General features: G+C 73.7%; 16 protein-coding genes. 8 read left to right on the top strand and 8 right to left on the bottom strand.

All coding sequences use genetic code 11. The features are described from left to right. The first annotated feature begins 226 nt into the window (after nt 1-226). The 4 genes from ACIGG8_RS17070 (at nt 227) to ACIGG8_RS17085 (ending at nt 5347) form a co-directional block, all read left to right on the top strand. Entirely contained in the window at nt 227-1030 is an 804-nt protein-coding gene (locus ACIGG8_RS17070) for a glycerophosphodiester phosphodiesterase (RefSeq protein WP_396548813.1), read from the top strand. Next, nucleotides 1027-2448 carry an MFS transporter gene (locus tag ACIGG8_RS17075; protein WP_396548815.1) on the top strand — a complete coding sequence of 474 codons (1422 nt, stop codon included), beginning with the start codon at nt 1027-1029 and terminating at the stop codon, nt 2446-2448. The genes ACIGG8_RS17070 and ACIGG8_RS17075 overlap by 4 nt, the downstream gene beginning before the upstream one ends. Nucleotides 2449-2938: 490 nt before the next feature. Further along, nucleotides 2939-3820: a DUF4253 domain-containing protein gene (locus tag ACIGG8_RS17080; protein ID WP_396548816.1), complete on the top strand. Its 882-nt coding sequence runs from the start codon at nt 2939-2941 to the stop codon at nt 3818-3820. Between the two features lie 156 nt (nt 3821-3976). Further along, nucleotides 3977-5347 carry an NUDIX hydrolase gene (locus ACIGG8_RS17085; RefSeq protein WP_396548818.1) on the top strand — a complete coding sequence of 457 codons (1371 nt, stop codon included), beginning with the start codon at nt 3977-3979 and terminating at the stop codon, nt 5345-5347. A 269-nt stretch (nt 5348-5616) separates the two neighbouring features. On the opposite strand, the gene ACIGG8_RS17090 is transcribed toward ACIGG8_RS17085, so the two are convergent. Next, on the bottom strand, nt 5617-6207 hold the full coding sequence (locus ACIGG8_RS17090) for a CGNR zinc finger domain-containing protein (RefSeq protein ID WP_396548820.1): 591 nt from the start codon (nt 6205-6207) through the stop codon (nt 5617-5619). Between the two features lie 87 nt (nt 6208-6294). Between ACIGG8_RS17090 and ACIGG8_RS17095 the strand changes: the two genes are divergently transcribed. Beyond that, complete coding sequence (locus tag ACIGG8_RS17095) at nt 6295-7980, top strand: FAD-dependent monooxygenase (RefSeq protein WP_396548822.1); 1686 nt, start codon at nt 6295-6297, stop codon at nt 7978-7980. A 39-nt stretch (nt 7981-8019) separates the two neighbouring features. On the opposite strand, the gene ACIGG8_RS17100 is transcribed toward ACIGG8_RS17095, so the two are convergent. Next, complete coding sequence (locus ACIGG8_RS17100; RefSeq protein ID WP_396548824.1) at nt 8020-9429, bottom strand: hypothetical protein; 1410 nt, start codon at nt 9427-9429, stop codon at nt 8020-8022. An 87-nt stretch (nt 9430-9516) separates the two neighbouring features. Further along, a complete protein-coding gene (locus ACIGG8_RS17105; RefSeq protein ID WP_396548826.1) occupies nt 9517-10125 on the bottom strand; it encodes a DJ-1/PfpI family protein in 609 nt (202 codons plus the stop codon). A gap of 121 nt (nt 10126-10246) precedes the next feature. On the opposite strand from ACIGG8_RS17105, the gene ACIGG8_RS17110 reads away from it, so the two are divergent. Further along, the gene (locus ACIGG8_RS17110; RefSeq protein ID WP_396548828.1) at nt 10247-10897 is read left to right on the top strand and encodes a DUF6368 family protein; all 651 of its coding nucleotides are present in this window, start codon (nt 10247-10249) and stop codon (nt 10895-10897) included. A gap of 69 nt (nt 10898-10966) precedes the next feature. Continuing rightward, the gene (locus tag ACIGG8_RS17115; protein WP_396548830.1) at nt 10967-11491 is read left to right on the top strand and encodes a DUF6879 family protein; all 525 of its coding nucleotides are present in this window, start codon (nt 10967-10969) and stop codon (nt 11489-11491) included. A 27-nt stretch (nt 11492-11518) separates the two neighbouring features. Here ACIGG8_RS17115 and ACIGG8_RS17120 read toward each other — a convergent pair whose 3' ends face one another. After that, the gene (locus tag ACIGG8_RS17120) at nt 11519-11812 is read right to left on the bottom strand and encodes an ATP-binding protein (RefSeq protein ID WP_396548832.1); all 294 of its coding nucleotides are present in this window, start codon (nt 11810-11812) and stop codon (nt 11519-11521) included. 81 nt (nt 11813-11893) lie between these two features. Between ACIGG8_RS17120 and ACIGG8_RS17125 the strand changes: the two genes are divergently transcribed. Further along, nucleotides 11894-13114, top strand: a complete 1221-nt coding sequence (locus ACIGG8_RS17125) for a transcriptional regulator (protein ID WP_396548834.1) — start codon at nt 11894-11896, stop codon at nt 13112-13114. Here the strand turns inward: ACIGG8_RS17125 and ACIGG8_RS17130 are convergent. From ACIGG8_RS17130 to ACIGG8_RS17145, 4 genes are all read right to left on the bottom strand, one after another. Continuing rightward, nucleotides 13095-13754 (bottom strand): HAD family hydrolase, encoded by a 660-nt coding sequence (locus ACIGG8_RS17130; RefSeq protein WP_396548836.1) that lies wholly within the window; start codon nt 13752-13754, stop codon nt 13095-13097. The two genes, ACIGG8_RS17125 and ACIGG8_RS17130, sit on opposite strands and share 20 nt — an antisense overlap. A 72-nt stretch (nt 13755-13826) precedes the next feature. Next, entirely contained in the window at nt 13827-14522 is a 696-nt protein-coding gene (locus tag ACIGG8_RS17135; RefSeq protein WP_396548838.1) for a hypothetical protein, read from the bottom strand. Then, nucleotides 14519-18838: an NEW3 domain-containing protein gene (locus ACIGG8_RS17140; RefSeq protein ID WP_396548840.1), complete on the bottom strand. Its 4320-nt coding sequence runs from the start codon at nt 18836-18838 to the stop codon at nt 14519-14521. Before ACIGG8_RS17140 ends, ACIGG8_RS17135 begins: the two co-directional genes overlap by 4 nt. A gap of 40 nt (nt 18839-18878) precedes the next feature. Further along, nucleotides 18879-21356: a discoidin domain-containing protein gene (locus tag ACIGG8_RS17145; RefSeq protein ID WP_396548842.1), complete on the bottom strand. Its 2478-nt coding sequence runs from the start codon at nt 21354-21356 to the stop codon at nt 18879-18881. Nucleotides 21357-21391 lie beyond the last annotated feature (35 nt).

The raw sequence follows: 21391 nt of genomic DNA on the forward strand, positions 1-21391 counted from the left end.
CGGACCTCGAACCGCCTGCGGTCTTCGAACCCCCGCCCGAGTGCTCCTGTCCGAGCGCTCCTGTCCGAGTGTTCCTGCCCGCCGATCGGCGTGACCGCATTACCGCTTGACAGAGTGCGTAATACTGTAACGCACGCGGTCGGGCGCGGTCCGGGACGGCGTCGGAGCGGGCGGTGTGCGTCTCCCTCCCCGCGCGGCTTCCTCCCCCAGCAGCTCGGAGCACGACATGCACGCCTTCCTCGACCATCCGGGGCCGCTGGCCTTCGCGCACCGGGGCGGCGACCTCGGGCACCCCGAGAACTCGCTCAGGGCCTTCGAGGCCGCCGTCGCGCTCGGGTACCGCTACCTGGAGACGGACGTGCACACCACCCGGGACGGCGTGCTGGTGGCGTTCCACGACTCCCGCCTCGACCGGGTCACCGACCGCACGGGCGCCGTGGCGGAGCTGCCCTGGGAGCACGTCAGGCAGGCCCGGATCGGGGGCACCGAGCCCGTGCCGCTGCTGGAGGACCTGCTCGGCGCGTTCCCCGAAGCCCGCTTCAACATCGACGTCAAGGCGGCCTCGGCCGTCGCCCCGCTGGTCGAGGCGGTCCGCCGGACCGGCGCCTGGGACCGGGTCTGCGTCGGCGGCTTCTCCGACAGCCGGCTGGCCGCCGTCCGCGCCGCCGCGGGCCCCCGGCTGGCCACCTCGCTCGGCCCGCGCGAGGTGGCCCGGCTGCGGCTGCGCTCGCTGGCCGGGCCGCTGCTGCCGGGGCGCGGGGCGCCGTTCGCCGGAACGTGCGCCCAGGTGCCGGAGCGCCACATGGGCGTGCGGGTGGTCGACCGGGCCTTCGTCCGGGCCGCCCACCGCCTCGGCCTGCAGGTCCACGTCTGGACTGTGGACGATCCCACACGGATCAGGGCTCTCCTCGACCTCGGTGTGGATGGCATCATGGCCGATCGCATCGACGTCCTGCGGGACGTCCTGGGCGAGCGCGGCTGCTGGACGGACGGCAGTACCGGCTCCAGCACGGTGATGGGAACCCCATGAGCACCACGAACTCCGCGACGCACCTTCCGGACGACCCCCCGACCGGGCCGGCGCCCGACCCGGCACCCGCCGACGCCGACGGCCGGGCCCTGGAGCGGATACGGTTCGGCTGGTACGTCAACGACTGGGCCAACGCCGCCTTCTCCGCCAGCGTCCTGACGGTGTTCCTCGGGCCGTACCTGACCTCGGTGGCCAAGGAGGCCGCCGACGCGGCCGGCGACGTCCACCCGCTCGGCCTGTCGATCCGCGCGGGCTCGTTCTTCCCGTACACCGTCTCCTTCTCCGTGCTGATCTCGGTCGCGGTGATGCTGCTGACCGGCACCGTCGCGGACCGCACCGGGCGGCACAAGGAACTGATGTGCGGCTTCGCGTACGTCGGCGCGCTCGCCACGATGGGGATGTTCTTCCTCGACGGCGACCGCTACCTGCTCGGCGGCGCCCTGCTGGTCGTCGCCAACATCTCGTACGCGGTCTCGGTCGCGCTCTCCTACGCCTACCTCCCGGGCCTGGCCTCCGCCGACGAGCGCGACGCGATCTCCTCCAAGGGCTGGGCGTACGGCTACGCGGGCGGCGGACTGCTGCTGATCGCCAGCCTCGCGCTCTTCCAGGGCCACGAGGCGCTCGGCGTGACCTCCGGCACCGCCGTACGGATCTGCCTGGCCTCGGCCGGCCTGTGGTGGGCGCTGTTCACGATCGTCCCGCTGCTGCGGCTGCCCTCCCGGGCCGGCGCGGTGTCCGGCCGGGCCGCGGCCGACCGGCCCGCCGGCCAGCCCGCCGCCGGCAGCCTGCGGGAACTCGGCCGCACCCTGAAGGGCATGCGCAAGCACCCGCTCACGCTGCTCTACCTCGGCGCCTTCCTCTGCTACAACGACGGCATCCAGACCGTCGTCTCCCAGGCCTCGCTCTTCGGCAGCGAGGAACTCGGCATGGAGCAGGGCGCGCTGGTCACCGCCGTGCTCATCGTCCAGATCGTGGCGATCGGCGGTGCCCTGACGCTCGGCCGGATCGCCCAGCGGTACGGCGCCAAGCGGACCATCCTCGGCTCCCTGGTCGGCTGGGTGGTCACCCTCGCCCTCGGCTACTTCATGCCCGCCCACCAGCCCGTCTGGTTCTACGGCCTGGCCGCCATGATCGGCCTGGTCCTGGGCGGCAGCCAGGCGCTCTCCCGCTCCCTGTTCTCCCACCTCATCCCGCCCGGGCGGGAGGCCGAGTACTTCAGCCTCTACAAGGTGAGCGACCGCGGCACCAGCTGGATGGGCCCGCTGGTCTTCGGCCTCGCGTACCAGCTCACCGGCAGCTACCGGTCGGCGATCATCTCGCTGCTGGTGTTCTTCGTGATCGGCTTCGCCGTGCTGGCGAAGGTCCCGGTCCGGCGCGCCATCGAGGCCGTCGGGAACCCGGTGCCCGAGCGGATCTGACGGACGGGGCCCTGCTGCCTCCCGCCGGTCGGGGGGCTGCGGGGCCCGGTCCCACCCGGGGCGACAGGGGCACCGACGCAGTGGGCAGTACGGGCGGCACAGGCAGCACGCCGGCCGGACCGTGCGCCGTCCCCGGCGACTCACCCGGGAACGCCGCCGCCTGACGGCCGAGCACGCTCCAAGAGAAGCTGACACCGGACTCGGACGCATCGGTACGTGATCATGCAGCGGGCGGGCTTGAGGAACGCCTCGTCGAGGTCGTCGCGGACGTTCCAGCGGATCCTCAGGCGCCGGAAGCATCGCGGCCCCGTGCCTTCCCGAGCCGACGCCCGCCGGTCATGCCCGGGAGCGGCTGCCGCTGGATACCCGTGTGCGGCACCAACAAGGCCCCCTGCGGACAGCCCCGATCGCGGCGTCCGGCCGGCCCCGCGGGATCCTCGCCCGGAGGCCGCCGTGCGGGCCTGTCCGACCCGGCCCCTACCGTGGGAGCATGATCGATCGCGCCCCGGTGCCCGCCGACCTCCGTCCGCTGTTCCCCGACGCCGTCGTGCAGGCCGCCCTGTCCACGCCCCTGCCGCCGGGCCGCCTGATCGTTGCGGCCGGGGGCGACGGCCACGGCGGTGACGCCCCGGTCATGTGGCTGAGCGACGGGCCGGCGCCCGCCGGGCTGTGGGAGGAGCTGCAGCGGGAGCACCCGCGGTCGGGGCTGTGGCCGCTGCTGCTGACCCGTCGGGCCGGCGACCCGGAGTTCCGGCCCTGGGCCACCGGCGAACTCCACCCGGTCCGGGCGGACCTGCTCGACTCCCACGACCCCGCCGCCCTCCTGCAGGGCTGGTGGACCTTCGAGGCCGAGTTCCCCGTGGACGACCCGGAGGAGGCCGAGGATCGACGGCGGATCCTGGAGCCGTTCGGGGTCGACTGGCCGGGCCTGGCCCCCGCCCCGCGCTCGGCGGAGGACGACCCCGAGGACGGCAACCCGGAGGACGGCGACCCGGATGCGGCGGCCGCCGCCGTGGCGCGCTGGCTGCTGCGGCACGACCCCGGGCTGCGGATCGGGCTCGTCCGCGCCGGCAGCGGCGCCGAGGCGCTGGCCGCCTGCGGCTGGACGGCGGCCGGCAACCACGATCCCGGCGAGCTCGCCGCCGTCCTGCGCAGCTGGGAGCGGAGGTTCGGCGCCCGGGTCGTCGAAGTCGGCCCCGACGGGCTGCGGTTGAGCGCCACGGCGCAGCCGGACGACCTGGACGAGGCGCTGCCGATCGCGGCCGAGCACCTCGCGTTCTGCCCCGACAACGTCTTCCAGGGCACCGAGAGCCTGGTCGACTACGCGCAGGAGCTCCTCCTGGAGAACTGCTGGTCCTTCTGGTGGGACTGACGGCGCCTGACGGTGATAGGCGGCGCAGGGGCCATGCGGGCCACGCGGGCCACGCGGGCCGATCACGGAACGTCGTGGTGATCCGTTGCGTCCCGCACCGGGGTGGGTAGGGCACGGGCTGGACACCGACACCGACCCGGCGGAAGGCTGCACACCGTGATCGACTACGACCTCCTGGCCCGTACCGCGCTCGCCCTGGGCTTCGAGCGGCTGTCCGTCGGCGTGGTCGTCCTCGACACGTCCGGGCGGGTGCTGATGCTGCGCCGCCGCGAGGACGACGCACTGCCCGGGCTCTGGGACTACCCGGCCGGCGGGCTGGAACCCGGGGAGGGCGTGCAGGCGGGCGCGCTCCGCGAGCTGTCCGAGGAGGCCGGCATCACGGTGGCCGCGGACAGCCTGGAGTACCTGCGGTCACTGGACTTCGTCGACGCCGCGGGGCGCCGGTTCCGCCACTTCGTGTTCACCGCCACCGTGCCCGACGGCACCCCCGTGGCGCTCACCGAGCACGACCGCTTCGTGTGGGCGGAGCTCGACGACCCGCCGCCGACCAGCGACGGCTACCGCGAGGTGCTCGACTTCGTCCGGCGGCACCGGGCGGTGCCGGGCTGGCGGCCGATCAGCCGGTACGTCGGGGGGATCGCCCTGTCCAACCTGTACGGGGCGTTCTACTTCACCGACTCGGCCGGGCGGGCGCTGTGCCTGCGCAACGCCCTCGACCCGGAGCGCTGGCAGTTCCCCGGCGGCGACACCGACCCCGGTGAGTCCCCGTGGGACACCGCGCTGCGCGAGGCCCGGGAGGAACTCGGCCTGGACCTCGCGGTCGAGAACCCGGGGATCGTCGCCCGCCAACAGCTGCTCGCCGTGGTGCACTTCTCCCCCGGCGCCTACTGGCCGCTGCACCAGGTCGGCCACGTCTTCTGGGGCGGACGCCTCGACGACGAGCAGCTGGGCCGGATCCGGCTCTCCTCCGAGCACACCGAGTGGGCCACCCGCAGCCTGCACGACTGGCACTCCGTCATGCGGCCCGCCGACTACCGCCGGCTGATGCTGGTCGACCGCGCCCGGCGCTCCGACCTCACGCTCTTCGGCGAGCGGCCGGCGACGGGCGCCGTCGACGAGCACGGCATCGCACGGGACTTCGAGGGCGTGATGACGTTCGTGACCAGTCCGGACGGCGGGCGCCTGCTGCTGAACCTGCGCGACGACGTGCCCGGCATCGCCCATCCCGGGCTCTGGACCCCGATCGGCGGGTGGCGCGAGGGCCGGGAGAGCGCGTACGAGGCCGGGGCGCGGGAGGTGCTGGAGGAGGCCGGCATCCGGGTCGAGGGGCTGCGCGCCGTGCCCGGCCCGCGGCACCCCGAGATCCACGAGTCCACCGTCGTGCTCCACGGGACGTACGCAGGACCGGAGTCCGACCTCGTCCTCGGCGAGGGCCGGGACGTCCGCATGGTCCCCCTCGACGGGATCCGCGACCTCCGGACCCCGCCGTACCTGGCGCACTACCTGGCCCGGATCGGGGGCAACTGACCTGCGGGCGGGGCGTCGGCAGCCGGTGTAGCGCGTCGCGACGCCGGTGAAGTAGTGCCCGGCTGTCCGGCTGTCCGGCTGTCCGGCTGTCCGGCTGTCCGACCCTGCCGATCGGCAGGTGCCGCGAGGCTGCGGACTGCGGAAATGTGCCGATCGGCAACTGCCGGGCGACGGTGTCGATGCGGAACGCTGGGGGACATCGGAAGCCGCCGAGGGAGCGGCCGGGAAGGAGATCCCCGTCATGACTGACCGTGTCCGGTGCCCGGACCCTATCGGGACGCACTGCCTGACGCTTCGCCGGACTCCGCTGCCCGCTGGGCGCGGTGGGTGGCGACGCGGACGCGGGTGGCGCAGCGGGGGGTGCAGTAGCGCTGGGGGGTGCGACGGCCGGTGTCGATGAAGAAGCGGCCGCAGCCGGGGGCGGCGCACCGGCCCCAGGCGCAGGTGCCGCGTTCGCTGAGCCAGAGGCCGAGGGCGAGGGCCGCGGTGGAGAGCAGCCAGCGGGTGAGGCCTGCGTCGGCGGGGGCACGGGTGTGCAGGGACCAGGGGCGGCCCGGGAGGCGGACGAGGCGGGGGCTGGCGGGGTGGCGGTCGAACAGGGTGTTGATCGCCTCGGCGGCACGGTCGGGGTCGTCGGTGTCGAGGATGGCGATCACGTGGACGGTGGCGTCGCGCAGTTCGTGGGCGTCGGCATCGGTGAGCCGGAACGGCGGTCCGCCGTGGCGTTCCAGGAGCGCCTGGAGATCTGCGGCGCTCGCGGCGGGGTCCTCGCGGACGGTGTTGGCGAGTTCGGCGAGGAAGTGGAGGCCGCGGGGGTTGTCGTCGCCGGGGTCCTGGGCCGCGGGCTTGCTCTGCGCCATGGGGTCGCCTTCTTCGTCTCGGGTGGTCAGCCGCCCACCATGGTAACGTCAAATCGAATCAATAAGCGTTACGAAGGGGTGGGTGCCATGCGATTCCCGGAGAGGACGTCCGTCCTGATCGTCGGCGGGGGGCCGGTCGGGCTCACGCTGTCGGTCCTGCTGTCCGGGTACGGCGTGCCGCACCTGCTGGTCGAGGCACACCCGGGCACCTCGCACCACCCCAAGGCGCGAGGGGTGTCCGCACGTTCGATGGAGATCTTCCGGCGGTGCGGTCTGGAGGAGGAGATCCGGCGGGCCGGGCTGCCGGCCTCGCAGGTGTCCTTCTACCGCGGCCGCGACCTGGTCGACCCGGACTTCGTCCGCACCGGGGTCTCCGGGCAGGAGGGCGGCGTCGAACGCACCCCCTCCCCGGGGCTGATCTGCTCCCAGGACGCCCTGGAGCCCGTCCTGTTGCGGCGGGCCCGCGAACTCGCCCCGGACGGCATCCGGTTCGCCACCCGCCTGCTCTCCTTCGCCGAACACGGCGGCGGCGTACGCGCGGACGGCTTCCACGCGGACGGCTTCCACGCGGACGGCTTCCACGGTGGCGGCTCGCCCGCGGGCGGCGTTCACGCCACCGTGGAGGACGGCGCCACCGGCGAGCGGCACACCGTGCGCGCCGACTGGCTGGTCGGCTGCGACGGCGCGGCGAGCACCGTCCGCGAGGGGGCCGGGATCGCCATGGAGGGGCCGACCGGTCTCGGCCACTACCTCAGCGTCCGCTTCGAGGCTCCCCTCGGTGAGGTCGTCGCCGACCGCGCCAGCGCCTCCTACTTCCTCACCCCGCCGGGCCGCGGCGGCTTCCTCGCCGTCGACAACGACCGGCACTGGATCTACCAGTACCCCTACGACCCGGCACACGAGGACATCGCCCGGCTGGTCGCGGACCGGCCGCGGCTGGCCGAGCTGGTCCGCGACGCCGCCGGGCTGCCGGACCTGCCGGTCGCCGTCCGCTCCACCATGACCTGGCGGATGGACGCCCGCCTCGCCTCCGCCTACCGCCGCTCCCGGGTGCTGCTCGCGGGCGACGCAGCCCACACGGTGCCCCCGACCGGCGGGCACGGCATGAACACCGGCCTCGGCGACGCGGACAACCTGGCGTGGAAGCTCGCCGCGGTCGTCGGCGGGACGGCGGGCGAGGCACTGCTGGACAGCTACGAGGCCGAACGCCGACCGGTGGCCCGGCAGGTCATCGACATCTCGCTCGCCAACTCCCGGGCGCGGAGCGGCTACCGGATCGACGACGAGCTACTGCTGACCGCGGCCTACCGGTCGACCGCCGTCCTGGACACCGTGCCAGAGCCGACCGACCCGACGGCCACGGTCCGGCCGGCGCTGGACCCCGAGCACACGCACCCCGTCGGCGTGCCCGGCACCCGGCTCCCCCACCTGCGCCTGGCCGGCCCGACCGGGCCCGCCTCCACCCTGGACCTCGTAGGCCCCGGCTTCACCCTGCTGGCGCCCGCCGTCACGGAGCCGGCGTGGCGGTCGCAGGCGGACACCGCCGCCGCGACGGGCCTGCCCGTCGCCGTCCGTCCACTGCCGCCCGCCCTGCTCGGGGCGGACACGCCGGCCGGAGCCGTCCTCGTCCGCCCGGACGGTCACATCGCCTGGCGGGCACCGCACCGGCCCGCCGACGAGACGCACATGCTCACCGCCCTGCGGCAGATCCTGTCAGCAGGATGGAGCCGGTCGGAAGGACGGAGCCCGTCGACAAGGTTGCCCCACCCCTGAGAACGCCTCCGGGACACAACGGTGGACCGCCCCGCCGGCTCAGCCCGCCGCCGGTTCCTCCCTCCGCCGGTTCCACCACCGGTCCTCCGCCTCCCGCTGGGCCGCCAGGGAGGGGTAGCCGTCGACGGCCTCGGCCGGGCGGCCAAGCCGGATCAGGAGGTGCGCCAGGTCGTGCGGGGCGCCGTACTCGGCGGAGCCGCGCAGCAGTTCCACGGCTTCCTCCGCCCGGCCGTCACGCTCCAGCAGGAACGCGATCGTGGTGTCCTCCCGCTCCCCGGCGTCCTCCGCCGGAAGGGCGTCGATCTCCGCGATGGCCTCGCGGGCCCGCCCGCACTCCCCCATCAGCCACCACCGGTTGGAGCGGACCCACGCCGGGTCCTCCCGGGCGAGCTCCTCGCTGCACCCGTCGAGCAGTTCCAGCGCCCACTCCGGCCGCCCGTGGTCGAACAGCAGGCGGATCGCCGGTTCGAGCAGGTTCCCGCAGCCGTAGAGGTTCCCGAAGGTGGGCCGCGCCGCCTCCACCGCCTCGTCCAGGCGGCCCTGCCGGGCCAGCAGCCGCATCAGGCCGGACCGGTGGAGGGAGTGGGGGTCGGTGTCGGACCCCGAACCGTCGCCGGGGTCCGTGCCGTCGGCGGCCGCGGCGCCCGCGCGCAGCACCGCCTCGGCCTCGGACGCCCGCCCCAGCTCCTCCAGGAGCGTGACGAAGGGGGCCAGGAAGACGCCCGGATCCCGGCCGGCCAGGGCGCGCAGTTCCTCCACCCGCCCGTGCCCGGCCAGGAGCCCGGCGTAGAACTCCAGGGCGTTGTGCGAGCAACAGCGCTTCGCGGCCACGTCCGCCGCGAACAGCTCGATCGCCTCACCGACACGGCCGCAGCGCTCCAGGACCCGGGCCTTCAGGACCCGCTCGGCGTGCGGCGCGAGCAGCTCCAGGACCCGCTCATCGCGGCCCCGGCCCTCCGTCACGTCCACCAGCTCCCACAGCAGCTGCCCCTCCCGGGTGTACGGCTCCAGGACGTCGATCGCCTCGTCCACCCGCCCGGCTGCGGCCAGCACCGCGGCGTACTCGCCGTACGGCTCCAGGGCCTTGAGATCCGCGCCCCACCCCCGGACCTCGTCGGCCGGCCGACCGGGCTCCCGCCGCGCCGCGTCCGGGTGCACCAGCGCCAGCGCCTCCTCGATCCGCCCCGACCGAACCAGGGCGTCCGCGCCCAGCACCACCGCACGCCGCCACCCGGTCTCCGCGAACGGCCGCACCACCTCCCAGGCCTGCTCGGCCTGCCCCACCGCGCACAGTTCCCGCACCGCCGCCTGCGCGCAGAACCACTCCCCCCGCTCCCGTGCCGCCCGCACCAGCAGCTCCGACTGCCCGCGCGCCAGCAGCGCCTCCACCATCAGCGGCGTGATCCCGGCGCGGTAGGCGGCCTGCCAGTCAAGGTCCTCGATGTCCACGTCGACAGCCTACGGACCACCGATGACAGGAGCCCGGGGCCGTCAGCCTTGGGATCGTCAGCCCCGGGATCGTCAGGGCAGGGACCGTCAGGGCAGGGCGACCTCGCCCGCCCGGACGGCGCGCAGGGCGCGATCGACGGTCTGCTGCTTCTCGCCGACCGGAGCCACGTAGTCGACCACGCCGCGCGCGGCGTCCTCCCCGAGCGTGCGGGTGATCACCCAGGTGGCGAGGTACTGGGAGGCCAGGCAACCGCCCGCCGTGGCGATGTTCCCCTCCGCGTGGAACGGCGCGTCCAGCACGGTGACACCGCGGGCTTCCACGAAGGGCCGGCTCGTGAGGTCCGTGCAGGCGGGCATGCCGTCGAGCAGCCCGAGCCGGGCCAGTACGAGCGTGCCGGAGCACTGCGCCCCGATCAGCTGCCGCGCGGGATCGAGCACCAGCCGGGAGACCAGCCGGTCGTCGGCGACGACGTCCCGTGTCCTCACCCCGCTGCCGACCAGCACGACGTCGGCGTCGGTCACGAACTCCATCGGGCGCTGCCCGGTCACCTCGACGCCGTTCATCGAGGTGACCACCGGAGTCGGCGTCGTGATGAAGGCCTCCAGGCCGTCCGCACGGCACCGGTTGATCAGCGCGGAGGCGATGAAGCTGTCGAGCTCGTTGAACCCGTCGAAGGTGACCACGGCTACCTGCATCAGAACTCCTCACGGACGGGACGCCGACGCCACAGTCTCCCCGGCGGCATCGTCCCCGTCGAGGACCGACCGGCTCGAATAGCCCTCGCACCCGTCGAACTCGCTCCCCTATGCTCCCCGCATGTCCGGACCGACCTTGGTGATCGATCTCGCCGAACCCCTCTCTCCCGCTTTGCTGGGGGAGTTCCGCGAGCTGATGGTGGGGCTGTCCTGCCGCTTCGAGGAGAAGCGCCCCGGGTACTACGACGTCAACGTGCCCGCGGAGCGGCTGGGCGTCGCGGACACCCGGGACGCGGAGCGGCGGCACCGGTACCCGCTGCCGCTGCCGCTGCTCGGCGGGCTGCAGCCCGCCGACGAACGGCTCGCCGCCCTGGTGGGCTTCGACCCGCGGCGCGAGGACTGGCGCCGGCCGTTCCACCTCTACCTGATGGGGGCGGGCGCCGGGGACGACGACATCTTCGTGGACGAGCACGCGGACGAGGACACCGACGCGATCGCGGCCGTGCTCGGCGGCCCGCCGGTACAGGCCGTCAACATCAGCGCCGGCTGCAACGGCCGGATCGACCACGTCGCCACGGCCCTGCTGACCGCCGCCGTCCTCGACGTCATCGGCGGCGTGGGCAAGGCCGAACTGGCGGACGGCCAGCAGTCGGTGACCACCGGGCTGCCCGGCCTGCTCGGGATCACCGACGACGGTTGGGACACCGCCCTGGTCACGGCGGAGTTCCTGCGGGCCTGGGTGGAGCGGCCGGGGTTCCGGCTGGTCAAGTAGCGGTGGTGCCTTCCGGAGCCAATGGCCGTACGGTTCACGGGAATCGACCGGCACCGAGGAAGGCTTGTGATGACGCAGAGCGCACCGGACTTCGCCGAGCTGCTGAGGGGCGCCGAACGCTCCGCCGTACACCTGGAGATGCGCGACAGCTACGCGGTCGGCGACGAGGTCGAGCCCTTCGAGCGGTTCCGGAGGACCGGCGAGGTCGACAACGACCCGACCGCGTCGTTCTGGCCCACCTGGATCCCCCTCGTGGAGGATGCGATCTCCCGGGGTGTCGTCATGCGCCGAGCCCGCATCGTCTCGGAACCGGTCACCGACTACATCAGGTACGAGCACGCCGTCACCCCGGTCAACCTCGCCGCCGGCGAGCAGGTCCGCTGGCTCCCCCGGAGCCGGGCCTCGACCATCGCCCTCCCGGGCAACGACTTCTGGCTGATCGACCGACGTCTGGTGCTCTTCCACTGGTTCACCGGCGGCGGGGACTGGGCGGGCCACGCCTTCACCGAGGACGAGGCCGCGGTCACCCTCTGCACCAGGGCCTTCGAGGCCGTCTGGGCGGCCGGCATCCCACACGAGGAGTTCGCCGTCTGACCCCGTGGGCCCAAGCCCGCGAGGCCGTCACGCCACCGGCTGGAGGGGGTGGAGTTCGCGCGCCGTGCCCCACCCGTGGGCAGTGGCGCTCGGCGTCTCGCAGGGCTCCAGGAACTCGAACCAGACGACCTTGCCCGCTCCCGCCGGGTGCCAGCCCCACGCGTCGGCCAACGCCTCGACGAGGATCAGCCCTCGCCCGCCGGTCGCCTCCGGGTCGGCTCCGGAGCGTTGGAAAGCCGGTTCGGGATCCGACACCTCCACCCGCAGCCGCCCGCCCACGCGGCGGACGGTCACCGCACAGCGCGCCTTCGCATGCTCCATGGCGTTGGCGATCACCTCGCTCGCACAGAGTTCGAGATCCCGCAGCGATTGGGCGAGAAGGGGAACCCCCAGGCCCGGACGATGTCCAGCACCAACCTCCGCGCCGGCGGAACCCTTCACGACGCGGCCCGCCAACTCGGCCTGGGGGAGGTCGTCGTGAGCCGCAAGCAGATCGGCCGGTGGGAGTCTCCCAATCCGCCCTGGCCACGGGACGAGCACCAGCAGCTGCTCACCTATGTGCTGCGCCTGCCGATCGAGGAGCTGGGATTCCGCGCTCCATGGGACGAGAGCGTCCGTCCATCGCCGGACGGGGCCGTAGCGTCTTCCGGCCGGCGTCTCCCGACACCCCCTGCACTGCCGAGGCCGATGGCGGCAACCACGACGCAACCGGCCACCGTGGGAGCAGACTTCGCGACGGTCACCGAGGCTCATCGACGTCTCTACTGGAGTGTCGCACCAGCCGTCCTGCACCAGGCGGTCGCCGAACACGCCAATCTGGGCGCGGCGCTGCTCGCCGAAACCGATGGGGTCGCCAGGAGGGTGATCGCGTCCGCCCTCGCGGAGAGCCTCCTGCTGGCAGGCCGGATCCAGTTCTTCGACCTCCGCCGGCCGGAGGTCGCCGACGCCACCTTCGTGCGTGCCCTGCAGGCTGCCGGTGAGGCCGATGACTCCCTCCTCGGCGCCGCGGTCCTCGGACACTCCGCATTCATCCCGGGCTGGACCGGGCAGCGCGAGGACACGGCCGAACGGATGCGAGCCGCCCGCACGTACGCTCGGAGGGGGTCTGCCTCCGCGGACCTGCTGGCATGGCTCGACGCCGTGGAGGCGGAGTGCCTGACCCGCTGCGGCGACCACCGGCAGGCCCTGTCGCTCCTGCGCCAGGCCGAGGAGGCCCTGGCCGCCAGTCCCGCGCACCCCGGCCCTGAATGGTTCACCTGGTTCTCGGCCACTCGGCTCGCCGCCTTCAAGGGCAACACGGAGCTGGCCGCCGGACTGATTCCCCAGGCCCGGACGACCCTTGAGGCCGTACTCACCAGCCTCCCCGAGACCGACGGCAAGCAACGAGTCGTCGTCCTCGCCGACCTCGCTGCCGTCGAGGCCGCCGCTCGCCGACCCGACTCGGCGTGCGCCCTTCTGCAGCAGGCTCTCGATCAGCTGAGCGTGACCTGGTATGCCACCGGCATGGAACGCGTCCGCGAGGCCCGCCGGGCGCTCACCCCCTGGCAGGCCTCCGATGCCGTTCAGAAGGTCGACGACCGGCTCTACTCCTGGTCGGCGACGCTCAGTTCACTCCAGCGTTAGCCTTCGCGATCAGTTCCGGAAGCTCGCCGAGCGAGTCGATCCGGAAGGTCGCGCGATCGGCTGCGGGGTCGTGCTGCTGGATCCAGCCCCACGGCCCCCGGCGGATCAGCGCGGTCTGCATCCCGGCACGGGCAGCGGGGAGCACGTCGTTGTCGAGACGATCGCCGACATAGAGGATCTCGTCCCGCTCTGCGGGAGCGGCGGCGGCGACCCGCTCGAAGAACACCGGATCCGGCTTGCTCGCGCCCCAGTCGTCGGACGTCCCGATCAGGTCGACGTCGTCGGCGAACAGCCGGCGGAGGATCGCCCCGGACCGCACGGTCTGGTTGCCTGCGATGGCCAGCCACAGGCCGTCCGACCTCAGGCGAGCGAGCGCCGGACGAACGTCGGGGTAGAGGTCGTCCTCGCCATAGGTCTCGGACTGTCCGGCGAGCGCCCGCTTCTCACGTTCCTCGTACAGGTCGAAGCCGGGCCGGAAGATCTGGAAGGCCTCGCGATAGTCGCGGCCTTGAGCGATCACGGCCCCGAACTGGGCGACGAAGGTGTGACGAGGTACGCCGAGCCAGTCCGCCCAGGTTCCGTACTCCCGGGTCTCGTCCACCAGGCACTCGCCGACGTCGAACACCACTGCACGAATCATGTCCGCAGCCTAACGAAGTGACCCGCCCGCCGTGCTCGACGGAACGAGTGCGGCGGGCTGCTCGGCTCCCCCTCAGTGGCGGTGGTGGTTGTCGGGCTGGGCGGGGTCGCCGGGGTGTTCCAAACCCTCCACCAGGGTGAGGCGTCGGGCGCGTTGGTGGTCGAGCCAGCGGACGAAGGCGGATCGGCGGGCGGCGGCCCGTAGGGCGGGGGTGGGGTCGGGGGTCTCCGGAGCAATACGGGTGGCGAGCACGGCGGCCGTACAGGGGCCCACGGTGACCCACTCGCCCGGGCCTACGGCGCGTAGGGCCTCGGCGAGGGCGGTCGGCAGGGTGTCGGGGTCGGCTTCGAACTCGCCGTCGGGGAGGGCGAGTCGCCAGCGGGCGGACGGCGTTCGGGCGGTCATGGTGCGGTAGTGGGCGACGTCGGCGGGCGAGGGCTCGACGTCGGCCGTCACGGATGCGTACACGGCGCGCACTGCCGCACTGTCCTCGTAGGCGGCCGCCGTGATGGAGCCGAGTTCGACGGCGGCCCGGTGGTCGAGCCGGGCGGGGCCGTCCGGGCCGACGGCCAGGTGGCGTTCGACGGCCACCGCCTCGCACAGGGCCTCGGTGAGCAGGACCTGCGCGACCCACCGGGTCAGCTGGCGGTCCTCCGAACTGCCTGGCTGCGGCAGGGCGGTGGCGCGTGGGCCGGTGCGCAGGGCGGCGAGACGGCGGTCGAGGGCGGTGCGCGGGAGCGGGTTTCCGTCGAGCAGGCCGAGGGTCATGCCTCCACCACCAGGGCGACGGTCGGGGCGTACTGGCAGCGGCCGAACCACATGACCTTGGCGAGGGCCCAGAACGAGCCGGGGTCGGCCGCCGGCGGGACCGCGACGTCGAAGTCCACCGTCGCCGAGGAGCCGGCCGGGACGGTGAAGCCGCGTACGGGATCGGGGATCGCCTCCCAGGTGCCCCACGGGGAGACCAGCTGCAGCTCGCCCCGGATCTCGCCGCGTGTGCGGTTGGTGAGCGTGACGCCCAGGGTGGCCCGGTCGCCGGGGGCCACCCGCAGGGTCCGGTGCGAGACCTCGACGTCCAGGCCGGTGTCCCGGCCGGCCGTCGCCCTGGTGCCCTGGGCGGCCGTCCAGTCCTCGGGTGCGTCCCCGGTGACCGGCAGCAGCGCCGGGAGGTCGCCGACGGCGATCGTCACCACGTCCTCGATCCGCTGGCCGTCGTGCTCGATCCGGACGGCCGCGAAGTACAGTCCGGGCTCGGCGCCGGCCGGCGGAACCAGCGTGACCTCGAACCGCAGGTGACCCCCAGGCGCCAGCCGGTACGGGCGGCTGCCGAGGTCGGTGGCCCAGCCCTCGGGGGGCAGCACGACCGCCGTTCCCTCGACCGCCGTGTCCCGCAGTTGCGACGACAGGGCGATCGAGAGCGTCACCGGCTCCCCCGCCGTCCGCACCAGTCCCGGCGAGGCTCCGACGGACACCGGCAGGTAGCCGAGCGGTGCCGGGCCCCGGTTGTGCAGCCAGTAGCGGGCGTGGACGGGCTGGGCGGGTTCGGCCACCGGGCCGAGGACGGGGCCGTCGGCCGGGGCCACGGCTCCGGCCCCTGCTCCGGGCACGGCTCCGGGTGCGGCGAGCAGGGTGGCGATCCCGGAGCCGGGGAGATCGAGGCACGGGGAGGCGGCGTCGAGCGGCCGCTCCAGCAGGTCGGCCGGCCGTACGTCGCCCAGCCCGAGCGCGCCGCCGAGCCGCGCCGTCCGTCCGAGGCCGGTCGACTCCACCAGCCGGACGGTGAGGTCGTGCCCGCCCTCCGAGGCCGCCGAGCCGTGGGCGATCGGGTTCCCGGCGGGCTTGAGCGTGCCGAGCAGCACCTCCCGCTGCGGTTCGACCCGTAGCCAGGACACGGTGGCGGGCAGCGTGCCCTCCTGGGCGGGGACGATCCGCGCGTACAGCGGGTGGTTGAACTCCTGGCCCTGCGCGGGCAGCGCCTGCTGCCGCCAGTCGCCGTCCCCGCCGACCAGCGCGTAGCCGAACTCGTGCGTCCAGTGCTGGAGTTGGAAGGACGCCCCGTCCGGCAGGGTGCGCCGGGGCGGGTCGATCCAGACGCCCGACGGCCAGCCGGTGCACGAGCGCATCAGCGACAGGTGCAGCGCCCCGGTGGTGTCGACGGCGAAGCCGGGCAGGCCGAAGCTGAGCAACGCCACGCTGTGGTCGGCGAGTCGGTCCGGCACCGGCGCCGGGCAGGGGGCGCTGATCCGGGCGTCGGCGAGGTCGTCGACCAGCGCTGCCACGTCGGAGACGACCAGCGCCGGCAGCGCCCTCAGGTCGCGCAGGTCGGCGCCCGGCCGCCAGACCTCCGGGAGCGGGGCGAGGGCAGGCACCCACACCGCGCCGTGCACCTTCAGCACGGCCGCGTACTCCTCGCCCGCCCGCTCGATCAACTCCCTTGCAGCATCGTTGACTTCAGGCGATCCGACCAGAACCCGGAAGTCCGGCAGGTTGGAGTCCACCTCCAGCCAGCCGTAGCGCGCCCAGTCGGCGCCCGAGGTGGTGGCGGTGACACCCACCCGGGCGAGGGCGACCACCAGGGGCCGGGCGTCGGCGGCGTCGTCCAGCGTCGGGACGACGACCTCCGCCACACCGAGGGCCCGGGAGCCGACGACCGTCCCCGCCGGGTCGGTGAGGTCGACGCGCGCGGTGGAGCCGACCCCGAACCAGGTGTTGGCCGGGTTGTCCAGCGTCCACGGCGCCTCCGCCGAGTCGACGTCCGGCATGGCGAAGCCGCGGCCGACGACCGCTCCCGCGACCTCGCTGACCGGCAGCCCGCCGGGGACGTCCACGGGGAAGCGCAGCCGCAGCAGCCGGTCGGCGCTGCGGTGGTCGACGACTCTGGTCCGGCAGTCGACCCGGTGGAGCCCACGCCACAGGGTGACGGTCTGCTCGTACCGGACGCCGTCGACCGTGCCCTCGATCACCAGCCGCTCGCCGAGCTGCCCGGTCTCCCGGCGGACGGACGCGGCGGCCTCCCCGGAGCCGACCACCGGCCCGCTGGGCAGCAGGTGCCACGGGCCCTCGCCGAAGTCGGGGTGCTGCGGGTACTCCTCGTACACGCGCAGCTCGTTGCCGATCCGGCCGTCCTGGATCAGCTCCCGTTCGTTCCGCAGGTCCCACACCGAGGAGAGCCCGCCGCCGCGCGCCGGGTCGGCGGTGACGCGGTACCGGTCGTTTGCGATGACGGCCCCCTCGGCCGCCGTCCACGGCGGCTCCCCGGCGCCCTCGGCGGGGCCCGCCACCGCGCCCTCGGCAGTGCTCCCGGCGGGACCCGCCCCCAGCCGCCAGGTGCGCCAGCCGAGCGCGGGCACGCCCGTGGCCAGGAACCGCAGCGTCCCCTGGTCGACGGTGCTCGGCACCGGCTCGCCGGCGTCGTCCAGCACCCGCACCGACCGTACGTCGGCGGGCAGTTCGACCGAGACCAGGTCCGTCCGGTCGAAGGACAGCGTGTTGGTCACCACCACCGAGCCGCCCACCGCCGAACCGCCCACCCCCGAGCCGCCCACCGCCGAACCGCCCACCGCCGAACCGCCCACCGCCGCCGTGTCGATGCGGCCCGCCAGGGCGTCCAGTGCCGTGTCCCGCACCGCGCCCGCCAGGTCGTACGCCTCCCGCCAGCCGCCCAGCAGGTCCAGGTACACCTGGTCGGACTCCGAGCCGGTGATCGCGTCGTGGTGCGCCCCGTAGGCGAGTTGGCGCCAGACCTTGTCCAGCGCCGCGGCCGGGTACCGGCCCAGCCCGCAGACGCCGGCCAGCGTGGCGAGCTTCTCGGCGTCCACCGCCGCGACCTCGCCCGCCCGTTGGGCCTGCTTGGTGTCGATGTACGAGACGTCCTTGCCGGTGTAGACCGGGTTCATGTCGCGGGTCTGCGGGCTGGGCCGGCGCCCGGTGGCGGCGAGCTCGGCCCGGACGGCGTCGAGGAAGTCGCGCGGGGTGGCGCAGACGAACCGCGGCCAGCAGTACTTGGCGGCCCAGGACCGGTGGATCCCGGTGACCCACTTGTTCGGCGGGGTGTAGTCCGTCCCGACGGGCAGCAGCAGGTTCTTCGTCGCCCCGACCGGCTTGAGCTTGCGGTACAGCTCGTGGACGGCCTGCTCGGCGGTGGCGAGGTCGGGCGAGGAGTCCATCCACCATCCGGCCGAGTAGTGGTGCGGCATGTAGTGGGTGAGCACGCCCTCGCCGCCGGGCGCGATCCATTCGAACTCGCTCGGGAACTGCATGACCCGGGCGTCGTCCTTGGCCTCGCGGAAGTTCTTCTGGATCGGGCCCCACTGGTGGAACGGCCCGCGCGCCCAGGCGCTGCCGGTGAGGCCGGCCGCGGCGAGGTGGCCGGGGAACTGCGGGTCGTGTCCGAACACGTCGAGCTGCCAGGCGGTCCGGGGGTCCGCGCCGAGGATGTCGCGCTGGTAGCCGATGCCGTGGACGATGTTGCGGATGGTGGTCTCGGCGCCGGTGAGGTTGGTGTTCGGCTCGTTGTAGGTGCCGCCGACGAGTTCGACCTGACCGCGCTCCAGCAGCAGCCGCAGTGTCTCGCGGCGTTCCGGGTGCTGGTCGAAGTAGGGTTTCAGGTAGTCGACTTCGGCGAGCACGAAGCGGTACACCGGGTCCCGCAGGGCGAGGTCCAGGTGGGCGTCGACGAGCGCGAAGCCGTTGCGTTCCCAGCGCGGCCGGGTGGTGGCGTCGGCGGAGAGCAGCTCCCAGGGGGAGGTGTAGGCGGCCTGGGTGTTCCACCAGACCGGGTCGTAGTGGAAGTGCGAGACGAGGTACACCGTCCAGCCGGGCTCGGCGACCTCCACCACGGCGTCCACGGCCGCCGCCTCCGCCCGTACCGTGACGGGGAGTCGGGTGCCCGGCCGGGCGCCGGGAGTGATCTCCAGGGGGACTTCGACCGCCCCCGTGCCGGTCGCCCCGCCGTGGACGCCCGGGCCGTCGACGGTGATCCGGGCGGCCGGCCCCTCGGTCGTCACCCGCAGGATCTGGCGCGGGGCGTCCTCGGGGCCGACGAACAGGTCGGTGCTCTCGACGGCGGTGATGGTGACCGGCACGGGGTGCGTCCTTTCCTGGGAGCCGGAGGGGGCGGGCGGGCTACGCGCCCCAGGCCTCGAACTCGTAGATGCGGGCGGCCGGGTCGGTGGTCTGGGTGGGCTTGGTGACCACCAGCCGGACGTAGCGGGCGCTCGTGTTCACCGGGTGGGTGGTGGTGCCGGCGGTGTTGCCGGTGACGCCGACGACCGTCGTCCAGGGGTCGGTGGTCCTGGCGCGGACCTGGACGGAGAAGTCGCGGGTGTTGTACGAGCTGCTCTCGCCGCCGGCCGAGGCGTGTTTGACCACGAACTTCGACAGCTGCTTCACCGAACCGAGGTCCACCTCCAGCCACTTGGCGGAGGTCAGGGTGCACCACTTGTCGCCGTTGCCGCCGCTGACGCTGCCGTTGACGGCCTTGGCCGGGCCCTCGTCGGCGTTGCACTGGCCGGAGCCGGTGGCCGCGCGGTTCAACGCCAGGTTGCCGGTCGCAGGCGGAGTGCCCGTCCAACTCACGCTGGTGGACGCCGCGTCGGAGCGCCCGTAGGTGGTGGACACCGCCTCGACGTCGAGCGTGGTGGCGCTCTCCCCGCCCGCCCGGTCGAGCCGCCCGACGAAGTACGCGTCGTTGGGGGTCGCGCCGAGGAAGGTCCGGGTGCCGTCCGCGTTGCGGCGGTACACCTCGTAGTGGTGGACGTTGCCGCCGGGCGCCGCCGTCCAGGACAGTCGCAGTGACTGGCTGGAGCCCGGGGTCAGGTCGCTCGCGCCGAGCACGGTGAGGCCGCTCGGCGCCGCCGGTTTCTCCACCGCCCCGTCGTAGACGGCGACTTGGCCGATCCGGAGGTCGTAGGCGGGGTCGGAGCCGTCGACCCGCAGCGCGATCTGGGCGATGGTGCGGCCCGCGTACGGGGAGAGGTCGAGGCTGTGGCGCTCCCACCCGGTGCCGGAGTCGGCGCCGACGTCGATCGTGGTGAAGCTGTTCGGCGCGTCGGTGAAGGCGACGGCGGCCTTGAGCTTGGTGGGCCCGGCGGCCGGGGTCTTGACCACCAGGTCGAGCCTGGTGTCCGCGGCGACCGGCAGCGCGGTCTGGTACAGCCGGACGGTGTTGGCGGCGTCCAGGGTGCCGGTCAGTCGCAGCGAGGAGCCGCCCTGGTAGGCGTCGGTGAAGTCGACGGACGGGGTGAGCCTGCTGCCGGCGGAGTCGACCACCCAGCGGTAGGTGGGCGGCACGTCCTGGAGCGAGAGGTTGTTCCAGCCGCCGGTGGCGACCCGGGCGCCGCCGGCGTTGTAGAAGTCGCCCTGCCCGGCGTCGAAGTTGGTGACGAAGGGCTTGGCGGTGATCGGCGAGGACTCGGCGACGTAGCCGGCCAGGCCGGGCCAGCTCGACGAGAGGTCGATTCGCGACGGGTCGCCCGCGGCTCCGACCCAGTAGCGCGCGTCCTTGGCGTAGAAGTCGGCGCGGTCGGTGGCGGACTTCCAGGTCCACTCGGGGCGGTAGAGGCCGAGTGAGGTGGTGTGCGGCCCGCCGGACGGGAAGAGGGTGTTCCAGTCCACGGCCGTGTTGTAGCCGTTGGCCTCGGTGTCGATGCCGGAGTAGAGGTCGTACTCGCTGCGGCCGAGCTGCCGGGCCAGGGTGCGCGAGGAGTCGAGGCCGCTCGCGGACCAGTCGAAGTTCAGGAACATCGAGTCCGAGGTGCGCTTCGAACCGTCCTGCAGGAAGGGCGAGTTGGCGGAGGTCAGGGCGTTCTGCCAGTTCACCGCGCCGGAGGTGGTCATCGCGTCGTACCACATGAACTCGGTGCCGCTCTGCGCCTTGGTGTACTGCATCAGGTTGCGCAGCTCGCCGGCGAGGGCCTGATCGCCGCCGCCGGTCTCCTGGTTGATGAACCAGCCGTCGAAGCCGTAGTACCGGGCGGCCTGGACGAGCTTGTCGGCGACGGGGTAGCGGCTGCCGGACTTCTGGACGAAGTCGCGGACCCACTGGAGCCGGCCGCCGTACGCGCCGGGCGGGAAGAAGACGGTGCCGTAGACCTTGACGCCGTTGCGGTGGGCGGCGTCGATGACGGTCGGGTTGGGGGCGAGGATCAGGCCCTCGCCGGCCGAGCCGCCCCAGAACACCAGCTTGTCGACGTACTGCCAGTAGCCGAAGGCGTAGTAGTCGGGGTCGGCGGAGCCCTGCGAGGGGTTGTTCGACGTGGGCCCGAAGGAGACCAGCGAGGCGATCTTGCCTTCGCCCGTCCGGGCGTTGGGGTTGGCCCTGAGCGCCGGGTCGCCGGTGCGCGGCTGCAGCGGGACGCGGGAACGGTTGAAGCGGGCGTCCGGGTCGGTGGCCGGGTCCCAGTTCACGATGGTGTTCGGGTACCAGTACGAGGCGAAGGGCTGGTTCCCGGCGGCGGCCGCAGCCGGCGCCGCGGCGGACCCGGCCGAAGCAGTCGAAGCAGCCGAAGCCACCGGAACGGGAACGGCACGGGCGGCAGGCACGACGCCCAGCGAGGCCGTCGCGAGCGCGGCGCCGAGCAGCAGGGGGAGACGTCTTGACATGCGGTGGCTCCGATCGAGCGGAGTGGGTGGGGCCG

It is taken from the genome of Kitasatospora sp. NPDC085464 (assembly GCF_044541955.1).
In the GTDB taxonomy this organism is placed as follows: domain Bacteria; phylum Actinomycetota; class Actinomycetes; order Streptomycetales; family Streptomycetaceae; genus Kitasatospora.

Coding starts and splice junctions, on each gene's coding strand:
- ACIGG8_RS17070 (WP_396548813.1), top strand. CDS start 227: ATGCACGCCTTCCTCGACCATCCGGGGCCGCTGGCCTTCGCGCACCGG.
- ACIGG8_RS17075 (WP_396548815.1), top strand. CDS start 1,027: ATGAGCACCACGAACTCCGCGACGCACCTTCCGGACGACCCCCCGACC.
- ACIGG8_RS17080 (WP_396548816.1), top strand. CDS start 2,939: ATGATCGATCGCGCCCCGGTGCCCGCCGACCTCCGTCCGCTGTTCCCC.
- ACIGG8_RS17090 (WP_396548820.1), bottom strand. CDS start 6,207: ATGGCGCAGAGCAAGCCCGCGGCCCAGGACCCCGGCGACGACAACCCC.
- ACIGG8_RS17095 (WP_396548822.1), top strand. CDS start 6,295: ATGCGATTCCCGGAGAGGACGTCCGTCCTGATCGTCGGCGGGGGGCCG.
- ACIGG8_RS17105 (WP_396548826.1), bottom strand. CDS start 10,125: ATGCAGGTAGCCGTGGTCACCTTCGACGGGTTCAACGAGCTCGACAGC.
- ACIGG8_RS17110 (WP_396548828.1), top strand. CDS start 10,247: ATGTCCGGACCGACCTTGGTGATCGATCTCGCCGAACCCCTCTCTCCC.
- ACIGG8_RS17115 (WP_396548830.1), top strand. CDS start 10,967: ATGACGCAGAGCGCACCGGACTTCGCCGAGCTGCTGAGGGGCGCCGAA.
- ACIGG8_RS17120 (WP_396548832.1), bottom strand. CDS start 11,812: ATGGAGCATGCGAAGGCGCGCTGTGCGGTGACCGTCCGCCGCGTGGGC.
- ACIGG8_RS17125 (WP_396548834.1), top strand. CDS start 11,894: ATGTCCAGCACCAACCTCCGCGCCGGCGGAACCCTTCACGACGCGGCC.
- ACIGG8_RS17130 (WP_396548836.1), bottom strand. CDS start 13,754: ATGATTCGTGCAGTGGTGTTCGACGTCGGCGAGTGCCTGGTGGACGAG.
- ACIGG8_RS17135 (WP_396548838.1), bottom strand. CDS start 14,522: ATGACCCTCGGCCTGCTCGACGGAAACCCGCTCCCGCGCACCGCCCTC.
- ACIGG8_RS17145 (WP_396548842.1), bottom strand. CDS start 21,356: ATGTCAAGACGTCTCCCCCTGCTGCTCGGCGCCGCGCTCGCGACGGCC.